We start from the raw sequence: 15674 nt of genomic DNA, 5'->3' as shown, positions 1-15674 counted from the left end.
CTCGTGACGCGCCGGAGTGAACAAGGCGGATAACCTTGAGGTTTGCGCAGATGCGCAGGAGGTCACAGGGAAAACGCGGCGCATTGTACACCTGTAACCCCCTGCTGCCAGACATCACTGATCAGTGTGCTGGAAGCCGGGATTGCCTGTGTCCGCCTCGAAGTTCCCGGGCGGCTGCAAAAATAGAGTCAGACCTTTGCAGGTCTTCGACGGGGACGACGGAATAATCGCCCCACAGAGAGAAGTGAAAATGAGTGACGGCGTTCATTGCGCCTCCTTGTTGTTATTCACCTGCACGACAGGCATGGCGCGCATAACACCCTGCGCGGGCCGATGAAACAAGCGGAGCAGAGCGCTGGAGAGAGTCCGGAAAGGTAATGGGCGTAAGTATTTTCTTACAGCGTTTGGGGGATGACGATTCCACGGGGGCGATCAGCGGATTTCGTCAGATTTTCGTTACACGCCGTAACGCTGGTTTTCCATTCTGGGTGCCGCGATGCAGTCGCTGACTCCATCGCGAGCAAGCTTGCTCCCACATTGGTTCGCGGGTTTTCTGAAAGATACGGTCCCCTGTGGGAGCGAGCTTGCTCGCGATGTGGCCCTCAAGAACACCTCAGAGATAAATCCGGAGCAAAAAAAAACGCCAACACGAAGGTTGGCGTTTTTCAGGTACCGCTTACCGATTACTCAGGCTTGCGACGACCAAAGCCCGGACGCTGGCCCGAACCGGCTGGCGCACCACGGCGTTTGCCCGATGGCGCATCCTTGTCGACAAGGACAATGCCAGGACGTTTCTTCGGTGCTGGCTTGGCCGGGCGCTTGGTGTCGGACGGACGATCTGCCACGGGTGTACCGCGACTCGAGTCACCACGAGACTCACCGCGACCGGCTGGAGCACCGCGATCGCTACGACCACCAGACGGAGCACCACGGCTTTCGCCGCGCTCGGTGCGACCGTTGGCCGGACGTGGCGTGCGTGGACCGCGCTCGCCATCAGCGCGTGGCGCTGCCGGTTTGCGGGCTGGACGCTCGCCTTCGATTTGCGGTTCACGGGAGTCACGCGGTGTAGCAGCGGTCTGGTTACCGATGGCTGGACGCAACGAACGCACGCGCTCGGTCTTACCCATCGGACGCGACGATTTACGCTGCATGCGATCAAGCTTGTCTTTGCTCTTGGCATTCATCTGCGGCATGGCCACTGGGGTCAGGCCCACTTCAGCACTCAGAATGTCGACTTCGTACTGGCTCATTTCGCGCCAGCGGCCCATCGGCAGATCGGAGTTGAGGAACACCGGACCGAAACGCACACGCTTCAGACGGCTGACCACCAGGCCCTGGGATTCCCACAGACGACGAACTTCGCGGTTGCGACCTTCCATCACCACGCAGTGGTACCAGTGGTTGAAGCCTTCGCCACCTGGCGCCTGCTTGATGTCGGTGAACTTGGCCGGGCCGTCTTCGAGGACGACGCCTGCCTTCAGACGCTCGATCATCTCGTCGTCAACTTCGCCACGGACACGTACCGCGTACTCACGGTCCATTTCGTAGGAAGGGTGCATCAGGCGGTTAGCCAACTCACCGTCGGTGGTGAACATCAGCAAACCGGTAGTGTTGATGTCGAGACGACCGATGTTGATCCAGCGACCTTCTTTCGGGCGCGGCATCTTGTCGAAAACAGTCGGACGGCCTTCCGGATCAAGACGGGTGCAGATTTCGCCGTCGGGCTTGTTGTACATGATCACGCGGCGTACCGACTCGGCGGCTTCTTCGCGCTTGATCACCTTGCCATCAATGGTGATGGCGTCGTGCATGTCGACGCGCTGCCCGAGGGTGGCGTCTTTGCCATTGACCTTGATGCGGCCATGGCTGATCCAGGCTTCTACGTCACGGCGCGAGCCGACGCCGATACGGGCGAGGACTTTCTGCAGTTTTTCGCCTGCTGGGCCGATTTCCTGGTCGTCTTTCTGGTCGTTGATACTCATCTGGGCACCTCCCGGTGTGGTCTGTTCAGGCAGCTCTGAAGTGAGGGTCCTGAAGAGTTGAAAGCTGGATCTCGGGCGAAGGGATCGCCGGAGGGTCGCGAATCATACGCTCATGAGAGCGTTCGCGCATCAGAGATTAGTTGATGAATGAAGACTTACCTGGATTTCCGCCGACCGGTGGCGCCGAGTTTGATCAAGCGCAGCGAGGCTTCGGCGAGGACCGTGCGTTTGTCATCCTTGTCGAGTTTCCTCCAGGCCCTGATCTCGCGCTTGCTGCGACCACAGCCGAGGCAAATGTCGTCGGTGAATTTGCAGAGGCTGATGCAGGGATCTTTGGTTGAGCTCATCAATTACTCCCGTTGACTCATGATCCACTGTAGGAGCGAGCTCGCTCGCGATGGTATTTCAGTCGACTACAACGTTGCCTGACACACCATCGCGAGCGAGCTCGCTCCTACAGTGGGTTTCAAGTGTCCGCAGGGTTGGGGTTAGTCATCGAATTCGCGGCGTTCGGCCTCGATCGCTTCGGCCAGGGCCCGGGCTTCGGCTTCTTCGTCACTGAGCTCTGGCTCGGGTTTGTGTTGCTCAAGGGCGGCGACAGCAGCCAGGAGTTTTTCGCGAGCTTCGGCGACTCCCAGCACGTCGTCTTCCTGCTCCTGCTCCTGTTCGATGTCGGCTTCGGGCTCGACCCGATGCTCAACTTCGACTTCCGGCTCCGGCTGTACCAAAACCTCGTCGGTCTGGGTCAACTCGCCATCACGTAACAAATCATCAAAGTCGGTCTTGAGCCCCTCCTCCATGGTGTCCAGTTCCAGCAACAGCGTATGGAAACTGGTCTCTTCCTTGGGCTCCTCGGGCTCGGCGCTGGCATCGGCCAGTTCCTGCAGCCCGGCCGGCACGGGCGCGTCGTCGAAGTCGAGCACCGGATCAGGCTCCAGCTCGCGCAGATCGGCCAGCGGAGGCAGGTCGTCGAGATTTTTCAGGTTGAAGTGATCGAGAAAGACCTTGGTGGTCGCAAACATCGCCGGCTTACCGGGCACGTCGCGATAACCAACGATGCGAATCCACTCGCGCTCCAGCAGGGTTTTGACAATGTGACTGTTAACCGCCACGCCGCGCACATCTTCGATCTCACCACGGGTGATCGGCTGGCGATAAGCGATCAGGGCCATGGTTTCGAGCATGGCGCGCGAGTAACGCTGCGGACGCTCTTCCCACAGACGTCCGACCCACGGCGAGAACTTTTCGCGAATTTGCAGGCGATAGCCGGAAGCGACTTCCTTCAGTTCAAAGGCACGGCCATCGCAGGACTTGGCGAGAATCGTCAGCGCTTTCTTGAAGACTGGCGGTTCTGGCCGCTCACCCTCTTCGAAGAGTTCGAACAGGCGTTCCAGAGATTGCGGTTTTCCCGAGGCCAACAGAAAGGCTTCAAGCAGGGGCGCCAGCTCGCGGGGTTCAGTCAGGTTCATGATTCAACTCGTTATTCGGCTCGGGCTCGCACATGGATCGCCGCGAACGGCTCATTCTGCACCAGCTCGACCAAAGATTCCTTGACCAGTTCGAGGACTGCCATAAAGGTCACCACGACCCCCAGCCGTCCTTCTTCAGCGGTGAACAGTTCGACGAAGGGCACAAAGCCGCCGCCCTTGAGCCGTTCCAGCACATCGCTCATGCGTTCACGCGTGGACAACGCCTCGCGACTGACCTGGTGACTTTCAAACATGTCGCCACGGCGCAGGACCTCGGCCATGGACATCAACAATTCGTCCAGGCTCACGTCCGGCAACAGCTTGCGCGCCCGAGCTTGCGGGGCATCCAGCTTGGGCACCACCACGTCACGGCCCACCCGGCTCAAGCCATCGATGCCTTCAGCGGCCGCCTTGAAGCGTTCGTATTCCTGCAAGCGGCGGATCAACTCGGCGCGCGGGTCGTCCTCTTCGGCTTCGATGGTTTCGGCTCGCGGCAGCAGCATCCGCGATTTGATCTCGGCCAGCATCGCGGCCATCACCAGGTATTCGGCGGCCAACTCCAGGCGTACCGACTGCATCAACTCGACATAACCCATGTACTGACGGGTAATTTCCGCCACCGGAATGTCGAGGATGTTGATGTTCTGTTTGCGGATCAGGTACAGCAGCAGGTCGAGGGGGCCTTCGAACGCTTCGAGAAAGACCTCAAGGGCATCCGGCGGGATGTACAGGTCCAGCGGCATTTCCATGACCGCCTGGCCATAGACCATGGCGAAGGGCAGCTCTTGCTGGGCTCCGGCCTGACTGTCGACAGATTCTACTGCAGACATCTAAGCCTCGGCCATGAACGGCGTCGGGTCACCGCAACCGACGCGGATGACCTCCGGCTCGCCGTCGGCGAGGTTGATCACGGTGGATGCCTTGATCCCGCCGAAACCGCCGTCGATGATCAGCTCGACCTGGTGCTCGAGCAACTGACGCATTTCGAAAGGGTCGGTCAACGGGTCGGTGTCGCCTGGCATGATCAGCGTTACGCTCATCAACGGCTCGCCGAGTTCTTCCAGCAACGCCAACGCAATCGGATGGCTGGGCACGCGCAGGCCGATGGTGCGTTTTTTCGGGTGCAATAACAGCCGAGGGACTTCACGGGTGGCGTTGAGGATGAAGGTGTAAGGCCCCGGCAGGTGCGCCTTGAGCAGGCGGAAGGTGCCGGTGTCGATCTTGGCGAACAGCCCCAATTGCGACAGGTCGCTGCAAATCAGCGCGAAGTTGTGCTTTTCATCCAGCTGTCTCAACCGGCGCACGCGCTCCACGGCATTCTTGTCGCCGATCTGGCAACCAATGGCATAGGACGAGTCCGTGGGATAAATCACCACCCCGCCGCTGCGGATGATCTCGACAGCCTGTTTGATCAGGCGCGCTTGCGGGTTTTCCGGATGAATCTGGAAAAATTGACTCACATTCTCTACCTGTTCAGACGGCGGCAATAATTGGGTCATGTTTGAATCGACACCATAGTGGCGGCAGATCCTCCGGGAGCGGGCGGTATTCACCGATCTCGGACCAGCCTCCAGGGCCATGAAAATCACTGCCGGCGCTAACCAGCAGACCGAACTCGCGGGCAAGAATCGCGAGGCTGCCCACCTGTTCGGCAGGCTGATGGCCATTGACTACTTCGATCGCGTGGCCTCCCGCTTGAATATAGTCAGAAATCAGGCGACGACGCTTGCTGCGAGTGAAATCGTAATGCCACGGATGCGCCAGGCTGACCCAGGCCTTCGCGGCTCGCAGGGTTTCAACCGTGTCTTCCAGGGTTGGCCAATGTTGCTTGACGTCACCCAACTTGCCGGCGCCCAGCCATTTGCGGAACGCTTCGGCGCGATCCTTGACGAAACCTTCGCGCACCATCCAGTCGGCGAAATGCGGACGGGCCGGCGCGTTGCCGCTGTCACCCAGCTCCTGCTGGATTTTGCGTGCGCCGTCGAGCGCCCCCGGCATGCCTTTCAACGCCAACTTGCGGCTTATTTCTTCGGACCGTAGCCAGCGGCCGTCGTGCAATTTTGCAATCGCCTCGACCAACGGTGCGGCATCGACATCAAATCCGTAGCCCAGCACATGAATGGTCGCGCCGCCCCAGGTACAGGACAACTCGACGCCGTTGACCAGTTGCATACCCAGCGCCGTCGCAGCGCTGCGGGCCTCATCGAGGCCTTCGAGGGTGTCATGATCGGTCAAGGCCAGGACTTGCACGCCTTTCTCGAACGCACGCGCAACCAGAACTGCAGGCGCGAGAGCGCCATCGGAGGCCGTGCTATGGCAGTGCAAATCAACATTCACAGGGATGTGTTACCTCAAATCAGCTGGCGCTATCGCGCGCCCATATGTTTGTTATTATGCCGCCACATCCTGCTTCTGGCTGCCACTGTGAAACAATTCATCGATTTCATCCCGCTTCTGCTGTTTTTCATTGTCTACAAGCTCGATCCACGGGTCGTCGACATCGCCGGTCATGAGTTGACGGTAGGTGGCATTTACAGCGCCACCGCGATGCTGATCTTCAGCTCCCTCGTGGTGTACGGCACGCTCTTCATCAAGCAGCGCAAGCTGGAGAAGAGCCAATGGCTGACCCTTATCGCCTGCCTGGTCTTCGGTAGCCTGACGCTGGCGTTCCACAGCGAGACTTTCCTCAAGTGGAAAGCCCCTGTGGTCAACTGGCTGTTCGCCCTGGCGTTCATCGGCAGCCACTTCGTCGGTGATCAACTGCTGATCAAACGCATCATGGGTCACGCATTGACCCTGCCAGACGGGGTCTGGAGCCGCCTGAACATCGCCTGGATTGCGTTTTTCCTGTTTTGCGGTGCCGCCAACCTGTTCGTCGCGTTCACGTTCCAGAGTTACTGGGTCGACTTCAAAGTCTTCGGCAGCCTGGGCATGACGTTGCTGTTCCTGGTCGGCCAGGGCATTTACCTGTCCCGCCACCTGCACGACGCCGAGACCACTACGCCAAAAACCGAGGACTGACATGCTTTACGCAATCATTGCCACAGACGTCGCCAACTCCCTGGAAGCCCGCCTGGCCGCCCGGCCTGCGCACCTTGAGCGTCTGCAAGTGCTCAAAGGCGAAGGTCGCATCGTATTGGCCGGCCCACACCCGGCGATCGACAGCAATGATCCGGGTGCTGCCGGCTTCACCGGCAGCCTGATCGTCGCCGAATTCGATTCCCTGAGCGCCGCCCAGGCTTGGGCCGACGCCGATCCGTACATCGCCGCAGGCGTCTACGCCAACGTTTCGGTCAAGCCTTTCAAGCAAGTCCTGCCGTAATATCCCCCCGCACGATGGACCTTGTCGGTTCATCGTGCGCCCAATCGCTCATTATTCCCGATTGCCGGCCGACAACCTGCCCAATAATTCGATTGGAATCAGGAGTCGCGATGCGCAAGGGTCTGTTGTGTCTGATGTGGGTGACGTTGTCGATCGCGGCTCCCGCTCATGGTGAAGAAAGCGCCAATGGCAGTGGTTCGACACCGCTGTCCTTGAGCGCAGGCAGCCAGATCACCGAGTTGCAACAGCGCTTGAAGGTAAGCGAACAGCAACGAGAAGAATTGAGCAAACAACTGCAAAATACCGATGGTGAACGCGAAAGCGCCCAACTGAGCGGGTTGCGCCAGGAGAATCAGCGCCTCAAGCTGCAACTCAAGGAAACCCAGGCCAGCAATGCACTGCCACGCCTGTTGACGGATCAGCAGCAATGGTTCGTCATCGGTGGCGGGGTTGCGCTATTGGCCCTGCTCTGCGGTATCTTCGCCAGTGGTGCAAGTCGAAAACGTCGGCAATGGTTAAATTGAGTGAGTAATGAGCGAGCTGTTATTAATTGATGATGACCAGGAGCTCTGTGAGCTCCTGAGCAGTTGGTTGAGCCAGGAAGGTTTCCAGGTTCGCGCCTGCCATGATGGCCAGAGCGCCCGTCGCGCACTGGCGCAAACTGCGCCGGCGGCCGTGGTGCTGGATGTGATGTTGCCAGACGGCAGCGGCCTGGAGCTGCTCAAGCAATTGCGTAGTGATCACCCGGACTTGCCCGTGCTGATGCTGTCGGCCCGCGGCGAACCGCTGGATCGAATCCTCGGCCTGGAGCTCGGCGCCGACGACTACCTGGCCAAACCGTGCGACCCACGGGAACTGACCGCCCGCCTGCGCGCGGTATTGCGCCGCAGCCATCCGGCGGCGGTGTCCAGCCAGATGGAACTGGGCGACCTGTGCTTCAGTCCGGTGCGCGGCGTGGTCAGTATCGATGAACAGGAATTCACCCTCACCGTCTCCGAAAGCCGACTGCTCGAAGCCTTGCTCAAGCAACCCGGCGAACCGCTGGACAAACAGGAACTGGCGCAGATCGCCCTCGGCCGCAAGCTGACCCTGTACGACCGCAGCCTGGACATGCACGTCAGCAACCTGCGAAAAAAAATCGGCCCACACCCCGACGGCCGCCCCCGCATCGTTGCCCTGCGTAGTCGTGGCTATTACTACAGCCTCTGAAGCCCACGATCCATCGGCTCCGTAGCAGCTGTCGAGCCCCAGCGAGGCTGCGTTCGGCTGCGCAGCAGTCGTAAACCCAAAGTACGCGGTTTTCCTGACGAACCGCAGCGTCTGATTTCACGACTGCTGCGCAGCCGAACGCAGCCTCGCTGGGGCTCGACAGCTGCTACGGAGGTTGCGTTTGGGCGGCAAAGTGGTGGATTTGTCAGGCCGCTACAAAATCGTCTTTACCCAAGCTTTACGCTCCGCTGACCGCCGCTGACCTTGATCTCGGTAGTCTGTACTCATCCGGAACGTACCGGGAACGAGACAAGGAGATTCACCATGCGCAAGACTCTTATCGCTCTGATGTTCGCTGCCGCTCTGCCAACCGTTGCCATGGCAATGCCTGAAGGTTCCGGCCCTATGGACGGTTCGATGGACGGCTCGCGCCACGGCGGTCAGATGCACGAGCACGGTAGAGGCGGCCCGTACAGCCAGCTGGACCTGACCCGCGAACAGCGTGAGCAGATCCGCAAAATCATGGGCGAACAGATGCATGATCGCAAACAACTGGTCGAAAAATACCTGGAGAAACTCTCCCCGGCCGACCAGAAAGCCTTGAAAGACGAAATGACCGCCAGACATCAGAAAGCCGAAGCCGATGTGCGCGCCGTGCTGAAACCGGATCAACAGAAGAAATTCGACGAGATCCAGAAAAAACAGGCTGAGCGCCGCGCCGAATGGGCTGAGTTCAAGGCCTGGAAAGCTCAAAAAGCTCAAAAAGCGCAATAATGCGCTAAGTCCAGACCCAACGGCTAAACCCCGTTGGGTCTGTTGCCATTCAATCCAATGTAGGAGCGAGCTTGCTCGCGATGGACGTCAACGATAACGCGCAGCATCAGACAGCACGTTTCGTCCATTCGTTTTTCGTCGGAACGCTGCCCGGAGCAAGCTCGCTCCTACATTGGATTTTGCGTTTGTTTGAGGATTTTCTGTGCGCTCATTGTTCTGGCGTATTCTGGCCAGCTTCTGGCTGGCCATCGCCCTGGTTGCAGGTCTCTCTATTCTCCTCGGGCACATGCTCAACCAGGACGCGTGGATTCTCAGTCGCCACCCTGGACTCAACACCCTGGCCCAAGAATGGACGCAAACCTACGAAGCCCAAGGCGAGGAAGCCGCCCAGGACATTCTCGAGCAGCGCAAACGCCAGTATCACATCGACGTTCAAGTCCTCAACGAGAGCGGCGACCCGGTGGTACGCGGCACCTTTCCGCGCCGTGCGGCCGCCTTCGAAGCGCGCCAGAATAACGACGACCGTCGCCTGCCATGGCGTCGTCTGACCGCCGAGTACACCAGCGAAAAAACCGGTGAAACCTACCTTCTGATTTATCGCATTCCGCACCCGGAACTGGACGCATGGCATCGCGAAAGCTTGCTCTGGCCATTGAGTGCGCTGGGTATTGCATTGGTGGTACTGACCCTGTTCAGCTTGCTCGTGACCCTTTCCATCACGCGTCCCCTCAGCCGTTTACGCGGTGCGGTGCACGATCTTGGGCAAACCACCTATCAGCAGAACAGCCTGGTAAAACTGGCGAACCGCCGCGATGAGTTCGGCGTGCTGGCCAACGATTTCAACCGCATGGGTGCGCGCCTGCAAAGCCTGATTGGCAGTCAGCGGCAATTGCTGCGGGATGTCTCTCACGAATTGCGCTCCCCCCTCGCTCGCCTGCGCATCGCGCTGGCATTGGCCGAACGGGCCACTCCTGAGGAACGGGAAAAACTCTGGCCGCGCCTCACCCGCGAATGTGACCGGCTCGAAGCATTGATCAGCGAAATCCTGGTACTGGCGCGGGTCGACGCCGACAACGCCAGCGCCGAAGACGTTGATCTGAATGCGTTGCTGAACTCGCTGCAAAAGGATGCTCAGCTAGGTTCGCCAGAGCAAAACGTTCACCTTGATGCAGAACCGCACCTGAGCCTTAAAGGCTGGCCGACAATGATCGAGCGCGCCGTGGACAACCTGCTGCGCAATGCTCAACGGTTCAACCCGGTGGGGCAATCGATCGAGTTGCAGGCGGTGCATCAGGGTGAGCGGATTGTGGTCAGTGTGCGTGATCATGGGCCGGGGGTAGACGCCGCGCACTTGAATCAACTAGGCGAACCGTTTTATCGGGCGCCTGGGCAGACGGCGGCCGGGCATGGTCTGGGACTGGCGATTGCACGTCGTGCGGCGGAGCGGCATGGCGGGAGCCTGGTATTGGCCAATCATCCGCAAGGCGGGTTTGTTGCCAGCCTGGAATTACCGTTGGTGCCGGGGGCTGTTGTACAACCGTAAGAACAGTGGTGATGCAAAAAGATCGCAGCCTCGTTTCACTCGTCAGCTCCTACAGGGTTATGTGTACACCTGTAGGAGCTGACGAGTGAAACGAGGCTGCGATCTTTTGATCTTCAGGCTTTACCGGGCCAGGCGCTGACGAATTCAGCGAGATCGACTTTCTCCGGCACTCGCGGTTCTTTCTGCGGCGTGCCCAGGTAAAGGAACGCAATCACCTCCTCGCCTTCCGCCAGCCCCAATCCTTTGGCGACATGTGCCGAATAAGCCAGCTCACCCGTACGCCATACCGCGCCAATGCCTTGCGCGTAAGCCGCCAGCAAAATCCCGTGGGCCGCACAGCCAGCCGCCAGCAATTGCTCGGACTTCGGGTATTTGACGTGATCCTGCAAACGCGCGATTACCACCACGACCAGCGGCGCGCGCAGCGGACCATTGCGAGCCTTGTCCAGCGCCGCTTCGGACACCTCGTTGCCTTGCAATTTCACAGCCTCGGCCAGCAATTCGCCCATTTGCTCACGCGCTGCGCCTTCGACCGTCAAAAACCGCCATGGCTGCAGGTGGCCGTGGTCGGGCGCACGCATCGCGGCGGCAAACAGCACCTCGCGTTGTTCTGCGGTCGGTGCTGGCTCCAGCAGTCGCGGGACGGAAACACGGTTGAGCAAAGCGTCGAGAGCCTGCATCGGCTACCTCCTGAAAAAATTGTCCGGCTATTCTAGCGGTATCCAGCACCGGCATGCCGGTTTACATGCCCAGTCCCGCAGGTAGAATGGCGCCCTTCCCTACAGCCCGAGCGGACCTCATGGCGTTGCCGACCTTACGGATCATTGGTTTCATCATCGGCATCTTCCTGATAACCCTGGCCATCGCCATGGTCGTGCCCATGGCCACACTGGTGATCTTCGATCGCACCAGCGACCTGCCGTCGTTTCTCTGGGCCAGCATGATCACGTTTGTCGCCGGTTTGGCCCTGGTCATCCCCGGACGCCCCGAACACATTCACCTGCGTCCGCGAGACATGTACCTGCTGACCGTCAGCAGCTGGCTGGTGGTGTGCATTTTCGCCGCGCTGCCGTTCCTCTTGGCCCAGCGCATGAGCTACACCGACTCGTTCTTCGAAAGCATGTCCGGCATCACGGCCACCGGTTCCACCGTGCTCAGCGGCCTGGACACCATGTCTCCCGGCATCCTGATGTGGCGCTCCTTGCTGCACTGGATCGGAGGCATCGGCTTTATCGGCATGGCGGTCGCCATTCTGCCAATGCTGCGCATCGGTGGCATGCGGCTGTTTCAGACCGAGTCGTCGGACCGTTCCGAAAAGGTCATGCCCCGTTCGCACATGGTGGCGCGTTTGATCGTGGCGGCCTACGTCGGCATTACCATTTTGGGCAGTCTCGCACTGTGGTGGGCGGGCATGAGCCCGTTCGATGCGATCAACCACGCGATGTCGGCGATTTCCACCGGTGGTTTTTCCACCTCCGACCAGTCCCTGGCCAAGTGGACACAACCGGCGGTGCACTGGGTAGCGATTGTCATCATGATTCTCGGCAGCCTGCCATTCACCTTGTACGTAGCAACCTTGCGCGGTAACCGTCGAGCATTGATCAAGGACCAGCAGGTGCAAGGCTTGCTCGGCATGTTGCTGGTGACGTGGCTGGTGCTGGGCACCTGGTACTGGTGGACGACCAAGATGCACTGGCTGGACGCGTTGCGACACGTGGCGCTGAACGTGACTTCGGTCGTCACGACCACAGGTTTCGCACTGGGGGACTACAGCCTGTGGGGCAATTTCTCGTTGATGCTGTTCTTCTATCTGGGTTTTGTGGGGGGCTGCTCGGGTTCGACCGCCGGCGGGATCAAGATTTTTCGCTTCCAGGTCGCTTACATTCTGCTCAAGGCCAACCTTAACCAGTTGATTCACCCGCGCGCGGTGATCAAACAGAAGTACAACGGTCACCGTCTCGACGAAGAGATTGTGCGTTCGATCCTGACGTTTTCGTTCTTCTTTGCCATCACCATCTGCGTGATCGCGCTGCTGCTGTCGCTGCTTGGCGTGGACTGGATGACCGCCCTCACGGGCGCGGCCAGTACCGTCTCCGGCGTCGGTCCGGGACTGGGCGAGACCATTGGCCCGGCCGGTAACTTCGCCACCCTGCCGGATGCTGCCAAATGGATTCTGTCGTTCGGCATGTTGCTGGGCCGACTGGAGATCATCACGGTGTTTGTGCTGTGTATTCCGGCGTTCTGGCGTCACTGACCAACGCAGGTGCCGCCATTAGCCGCACCCGGTATTCGCCGGGAGTGACGTCGAACCAGCGTCGGAAGGCGCGGAAAAAATTGCTCGGATCGGCGAACCCCAACAGGTAAGCAATTTCCAGCAGCGTCATGGTCGGTTGCGCCAGGTATTGCTCAGCCAATTCCCGTCGGGTGTCGTCCAGCAACGTCTGAAAGCTCGTGCCTTCTTCCTGCAAACGCCGTTGCAAGGTGCGTTGTGACAGGTGCAGCGTCTGCGCCACGGTATCGCGCTTGGGCTCGCCCTGGGGCAGCAACCGGCACAGCACCTGGCGCGCCTTGTGGGTCACGCGGGACTCGGAAAACCGGGCCAGGTATTCGCCGGCGAAACGGTCATGCAGCAGCGCCATCGCCTCGTTGGCGGTCGGCAGTGGCGCTTCCATGTCCGCGCATTCGAAAATCAGCGCATCGTAAGGCGCGTTGAACACCAACGGCGCATGGAACGCTTGCTTGTAGGGTTCGAGATTGGCGGGTTGATCGCCCTGCACCAGCACCTTGCGCGGTTGCAGGGTGCGTCCGGTCAACCAGCCGCACAGCGCCAGCGCACAGGCCAGTGAGGCCTCAGCACTCTGCCGGGTCGGCGGCAGGTGATCGCCATGCACCGTCAAAATCAGCGCATAGCCCTCCTCCAACAACCGGAAACTCAGGTCAGCGCTTTCGGCAATGATCCGCTGATAACGCACCAGTCGCTGAAAGCCTTCAGCCAGGGTCTGGCTGGACATCAAGGCGTAACCTGCCACATGAAAAGAGGCCGGTCGCACCACTTTGCCCATGTTCAGGCCAATCGCCGGATTGCCGGACAGCTCGACCGCGCGCTGCCAGAGTCGCGTCATGGAATCTTGAGGAAAGCGTGCGTCCGGATCATCCAGCGACGCGTAGTCGAGCCCCAGTTGATTGAACAGAACCCGGCAATCCAGGCCGTCCATCTCCAGTGCTTTGACAATCCCCATCGCCCAGCTTGCAGAAGTCGTTCGTTCGCTCATGGCGTTTACTGTCTTGATGAGCCGTCTACCGCGGCAAATTTCCGAAGGATACTAAAGTGGCGCCTATTGTCACTGGCTGATGCCACTGTTCACTCTAGACTCAAATAAGCTCCCCGCAGAACAAGTTGCAGTCATAACAGCAACCACAGAGATGGCAGTCGTGGAAAACATCAAGCGCTTCAACAGCTTCGCTGAGTTCTACCCGTATTACCTCAGCGAACACAGCAACAGCGCCTGCCGACGATTGCACTTCATCGGCACGACGCTGGTCATCTTCATTTTGGCCCTGACAGTCGGTGTAGGCGCGTGGTTGTTCTTATGGGCCCTGCCGCTGGCCGGTTACAGCTTTGCCTGGGTCGGTCATTTCTTCTTCGAGAAGAACCGTCCTGCAACCTTCCAACATCCGCTTTACAGCCTGATCGGCGATTTCGTCATGTACCGCGACATGATTCTGGGTCGCGTGCCGTTCTAGGTGCAATCAGTCACACGAGGAAAGCCGATGAATGCCAATGCCCGTTTTACCCACATGCAGGACGGCACGCAGGAAGACTGGGCGATCATTGCTGCAGATTTCGGTGCATACGCCCGACAATTGCCGACCCGGATTGTGGCGCACCTGAAATTGCTTGAGGGTGATTTTGGCGGCTTCCCGGTGGATCGGCTGACCCATTCCCTGCAAACCGCCAGCCGTGCCTGGCGCGATGGCCGCGACGAGGAATATGTGGTTTGCGCGCTGCTTCATGACATCGGTGACACCCTGGGTTCCTATAACCACCCGGACATCGCAGCGGCCATTCTCAAACCGTTCGTCAGTGCCGAGAACCTGTGGATGGTGGAGAAACACGGGATTTTCCAAGGGTATTACTTCTTCCATCATTTAGGCATGGACCGGCATTTGCGCGAGCAATTCAGTGGGCATCCGCAGTATCAGGCGACCATCGAATTCTGCGCCAAATACGATGCGGCGGCGTTTGATCCGGCTTACGAGGCGCTGCCGTTGAGCTTCTTTGAACCGATGATGGAGCGGTTGTTTGCGCGGCCCAGGCATTCGATTTACATAGCCGCGATGGAAGAGTATTCGCCAGCCTGATCAATCCAGCGGGACCGCTGCGCGGTCCATCGCGAGCAAGCTCGCTCCCACAGTTGACCGAATTCTCTCGTTAGACACGGTTCACTGTGGGAGCGAGCTTGCTCGCGATGGGGCCAGACCAGGCAACCTGACTTTTAGGTCGGTTCTGCAACCTTCACCGCCTTCAACTCAGCCTCACGGGCTTGGGCGTCCGCCAAACGATACAACTCGATCGAGCCATCCCAATGCTCGATCAACGCTGTGCACGACTCCACCCAATCCCCGCAATTGAGATAGTCCACCCCGCCAACCTTGCGAATCTCGGCATGGTGAATGTGCCCGCACACCACCCCATGCAATTCGCGTTTGACGCATTCATGGGCGATGGCTTCTTCGAAGTCGCTGATGAAGCTGACCGCCGTCTTCACCTTGTGCTTGAGATAGGCCGACAGTGACCAGTAACCGTAGCCATAACGGGCGCGCCAATGGTTGAGCCAACGATTGAGGGTCAAGGTGAATTCGTAGGCCGAGTCGCCAAGAAAGGCCAGCCAGCGGTGATAGCGGGTGATCACATCGAACTGGTCGCCATGGATCACCAGCAAGTGTCGACCATCGGCCGTCACGTGCACGGCTTCATCCACCAATTGGATGTTGCCCAGTATCAGCGTCGAATAGCGGCGTAGAAACTCGTCGTGATTGCCGGTGACATAGACCACTTCGGTGCCGCGTTTGCTCATGGTCAACAAACGGCGAATCACATTGGTGTGCGCTTGAGGCCAGTACATGCCGCCGCGCAGTTTCCAGCCGTCGATGATGTCACCGACAAGGTAGATCTTGTCTGCGTGGTAGCCCTTGAGAAACCGCGACAGGTGGTCGGCCTGACAATCACGGGTCCCCAGATGCACGTCGGAAATCCACAAGGTGCGCACTCGTTGCTTACGGCTGGGTTTGGCGAACTCGGCGCTGGTCATGGGCAACCCTCTTAACAAGTTTTGTCAAGCGTGCGCCGATCGGGTTAATTGTCCATGACAGTG

The 15674-nt window shown here is 59.3% G+C and carries 18 protein-coding genes; 9 read left to right on the top strand and 9 right to left on the bottom strand.

Annotation, left to right across the window (positions count from 1 at the left end; translation table 11 throughout):
• Positions 1 to 683: 683 nt before the first annotated feature.
• From rluB to ACM6IR_RS02090, 6 genes are all read right to left on the bottom strand, one after another.
• The gene (rluB, locus tag ACM6IR_RS02115; RefSeq protein ID WP_414906167.1) at positions 684 to 1982 is read right to left on the bottom strand and encodes a 23S rRNA pseudouridine(2605) synthase RluB; all 1299 of its coding nucleotides are present in this window, start codon (positions 1980 to 1982) and stop codon (positions 684 to 686) included.
• A 155-nt stretch (positions 1983 to 2137) separates the two neighbouring features.
• Positions 2138 to 2329 (bottom strand): DUF1289 domain-containing protein, encoded by a 192-nt coding sequence (locus ACM6IR_RS02110; protein ID WP_414906166.1) that lies wholly within the window; start codon positions 2327 to 2329, stop codon positions 2138 to 2140.
• A 141-nt stretch (positions 2330 to 2470) separates the two neighbouring features.
• Positions 2471 to 3451 (bottom strand): SMC-Scp complex subunit ScpB, encoded by a 981-nt coding sequence (gene scpB, locus ACM6IR_RS02105; protein ID WP_414906165.1) that lies wholly within the window; start codon positions 3449 to 3451, stop codon positions 2471 to 2473.
• Between the two features lie 11 nt (positions 3452 to 3462).
• On the bottom strand, positions 3463 to 4221 hold the full coding sequence (locus tag ACM6IR_RS02100) for a segregation and condensation protein A (RefSeq protein WP_414906240.1): 759 nt from the start codon (positions 4219 to 4221) through the stop codon (positions 3463 to 3465).
• Between the two features lie 60 nt (positions 4222 to 4281).
• Positions 4282 to 4911, bottom strand: a complete 630-nt coding sequence (locus ACM6IR_RS02095; RefSeq protein ID WP_414906164.1) for an L-threonylcarbamoyladenylate synthase — start codon at positions 4909 to 4911, stop codon at positions 4282 to 4284.
• Positions 4912 to 4924: 13 nt separating this feature from the next.
• Positions 4925 to 5788, bottom strand: coding sequence for a PHP domain-containing protein (locus ACM6IR_RS02090; RefSeq protein ID WP_414906163.1), 864 nt, complete (start codon positions 5786 to 5788; stop codon positions 4925 to 4927).
• Between the two features lie 87 nt (positions 5789 to 5875).
• On the opposite strand from ACM6IR_RS02090, the gene ACM6IR_RS02085 reads away from it, so the two are divergent.
• The 6 genes from ACM6IR_RS02085 (at position 5876) to ACM6IR_RS02060 (ending at position 10299) form a co-directional block, all read left to right on the top strand.
• Entirely contained in the window at positions 5876 to 6472 is a 597-nt protein-coding gene (locus tag ACM6IR_RS02085) for a septation protein A (protein ID WP_414906162.1), read from the top strand.
• Position 6473: 1 nt separating this feature from the next.
• Positions 6474 to 6773: a YciI family protein gene (locus ACM6IR_RS02080; protein WP_110967016.1), complete on the top strand. Its 300-nt coding sequence runs from the start codon at positions 6474 to 6476 to the stop codon at positions 6771 to 6773.
• A 110-nt stretch (positions 6774 to 6883) separates the two neighbouring features.
• Positions 6884 to 7297: a translation initiation factor 2 gene (locus ACM6IR_RS02075; RefSeq protein WP_414906161.1), complete on the top strand. Its 414-nt coding sequence runs from the start codon at positions 6884 to 6886 to the stop codon at positions 7295 to 7297.
• A gap of 7 nt (positions 7298 to 7304) precedes the next feature.
• Positions 7305 to 7982 carry a response regulator transcription factor gene (locus ACM6IR_RS02070; protein WP_223547441.1) on the top strand — a complete coding sequence of 226 codons (678 nt, stop codon included), beginning with the start codon at positions 7305 to 7307 and terminating at the stop codon, positions 7980 to 7982.
• A gap of 324 nt (positions 7983 to 8306) precedes the next feature.
• Positions 8307 to 8756 (top strand): Spy/CpxP family protein refolding chaperone, encoded by a 450-nt coding sequence (locus ACM6IR_RS02065; RefSeq protein ID WP_414906160.1) that lies wholly within the window; start codon positions 8307 to 8309, stop codon positions 8754 to 8756.
• Between the two features lie 202 nt (positions 8757 to 8958).
• Positions 8959 to 10299, top strand: a complete 1341-nt coding sequence (locus ACM6IR_RS02060) for an ATP-binding protein (protein ID WP_414906159.1) — start codon at positions 8959 to 8961, stop codon at positions 10297 to 10299.
• 113 nt (positions 10300 to 10412) lie between these two features.
• Here ACM6IR_RS02060 and ACM6IR_RS02055 read toward each other — a convergent pair whose 3' ends face one another.
• The gene (locus tag ACM6IR_RS02055; protein WP_414906158.1) at positions 10413 to 10979 is read right to left on the bottom strand and encodes a nitroreductase family protein; all 567 of its coding nucleotides are present in this window, start codon (positions 10977 to 10979) and stop codon (positions 10413 to 10415) included.
• A 119-nt stretch (positions 10980 to 11098) separates the two neighbouring features.
• Here ACM6IR_RS02055 and ACM6IR_RS02050 point away from each other — a divergent pair, with 119 nt between their 5' ends.
• On the top strand, positions 11099 to 12553 hold the full coding sequence (locus ACM6IR_RS02050; RefSeq protein ID WP_414906157.1) for a TrkH family potassium uptake protein: 1455 nt from the start codon (positions 11099 to 11101) through the stop codon (positions 12551 to 12553).
• Here ACM6IR_RS02050 and ACM6IR_RS02045 read toward each other — a convergent pair.
• A complete protein-coding gene (locus ACM6IR_RS02045; RefSeq protein ID WP_414906156.1) occupies positions 12510 to 13571 on the bottom strand; it encodes an AraC family transcriptional regulator in 1062 nt (353 codons plus the stop codon). The two genes, ACM6IR_RS02050 and ACM6IR_RS02045, sit on opposite strands and share 44 nt — an antisense overlap.
• A 160-nt stretch (positions 13572 to 13731) precedes the next feature.
• Here ACM6IR_RS02045 and ACM6IR_RS02040 point away from each other — a divergent pair, with 160 nt between their 5' ends.
• Positions 13732 to 14043 (top strand): Mpo1-like protein, encoded by a 312-nt coding sequence (locus ACM6IR_RS02040; protein ID WP_414906239.1) that lies wholly within the window; start codon positions 13732 to 13734, stop codon positions 14041 to 14043.
• Between the two features lie 27 nt (positions 14044 to 14070).
• The gene (locus ACM6IR_RS02035) at positions 14071 to 14661 is read left to right on the top strand and encodes an HD domain-containing protein (RefSeq protein ID WP_414906155.1); all 591 of its coding nucleotides are present in this window, start codon (positions 14071 to 14073) and stop codon (positions 14659 to 14661) included.
• Positions 14662 to 14795: 134 nt separating this feature from the next.
• Here ACM6IR_RS02035 and ACM6IR_RS02030 read toward each other — a convergent pair whose 3' ends face one another.
• Positions 14796 to 15611 carry a UDP-2,3-diacylglucosamine diphosphatase gene (locus ACM6IR_RS02030; protein WP_414906154.1) on the bottom strand — a complete coding sequence of 272 codons (816 nt, stop codon included), beginning with the start codon at positions 15609 to 15611 and terminating at the stop codon, positions 14796 to 14798.
• Positions 15612 to 15674 lie beyond the last annotated feature (63 nt).

It is taken from the genome of Pseudomonas sp. IT-P253 (assembly GCF_949768125.1).
Classification (GTDB): domain Bacteria; phylum Pseudomonadota; class Gammaproteobacteria; order Pseudomonadales; family Pseudomonadaceae; genus Aquipseudomonas.
Note: the sequence above shows the minus strand (reverse complement) of the source record. Positions and strands in the feature narration are given on the sequence as shown.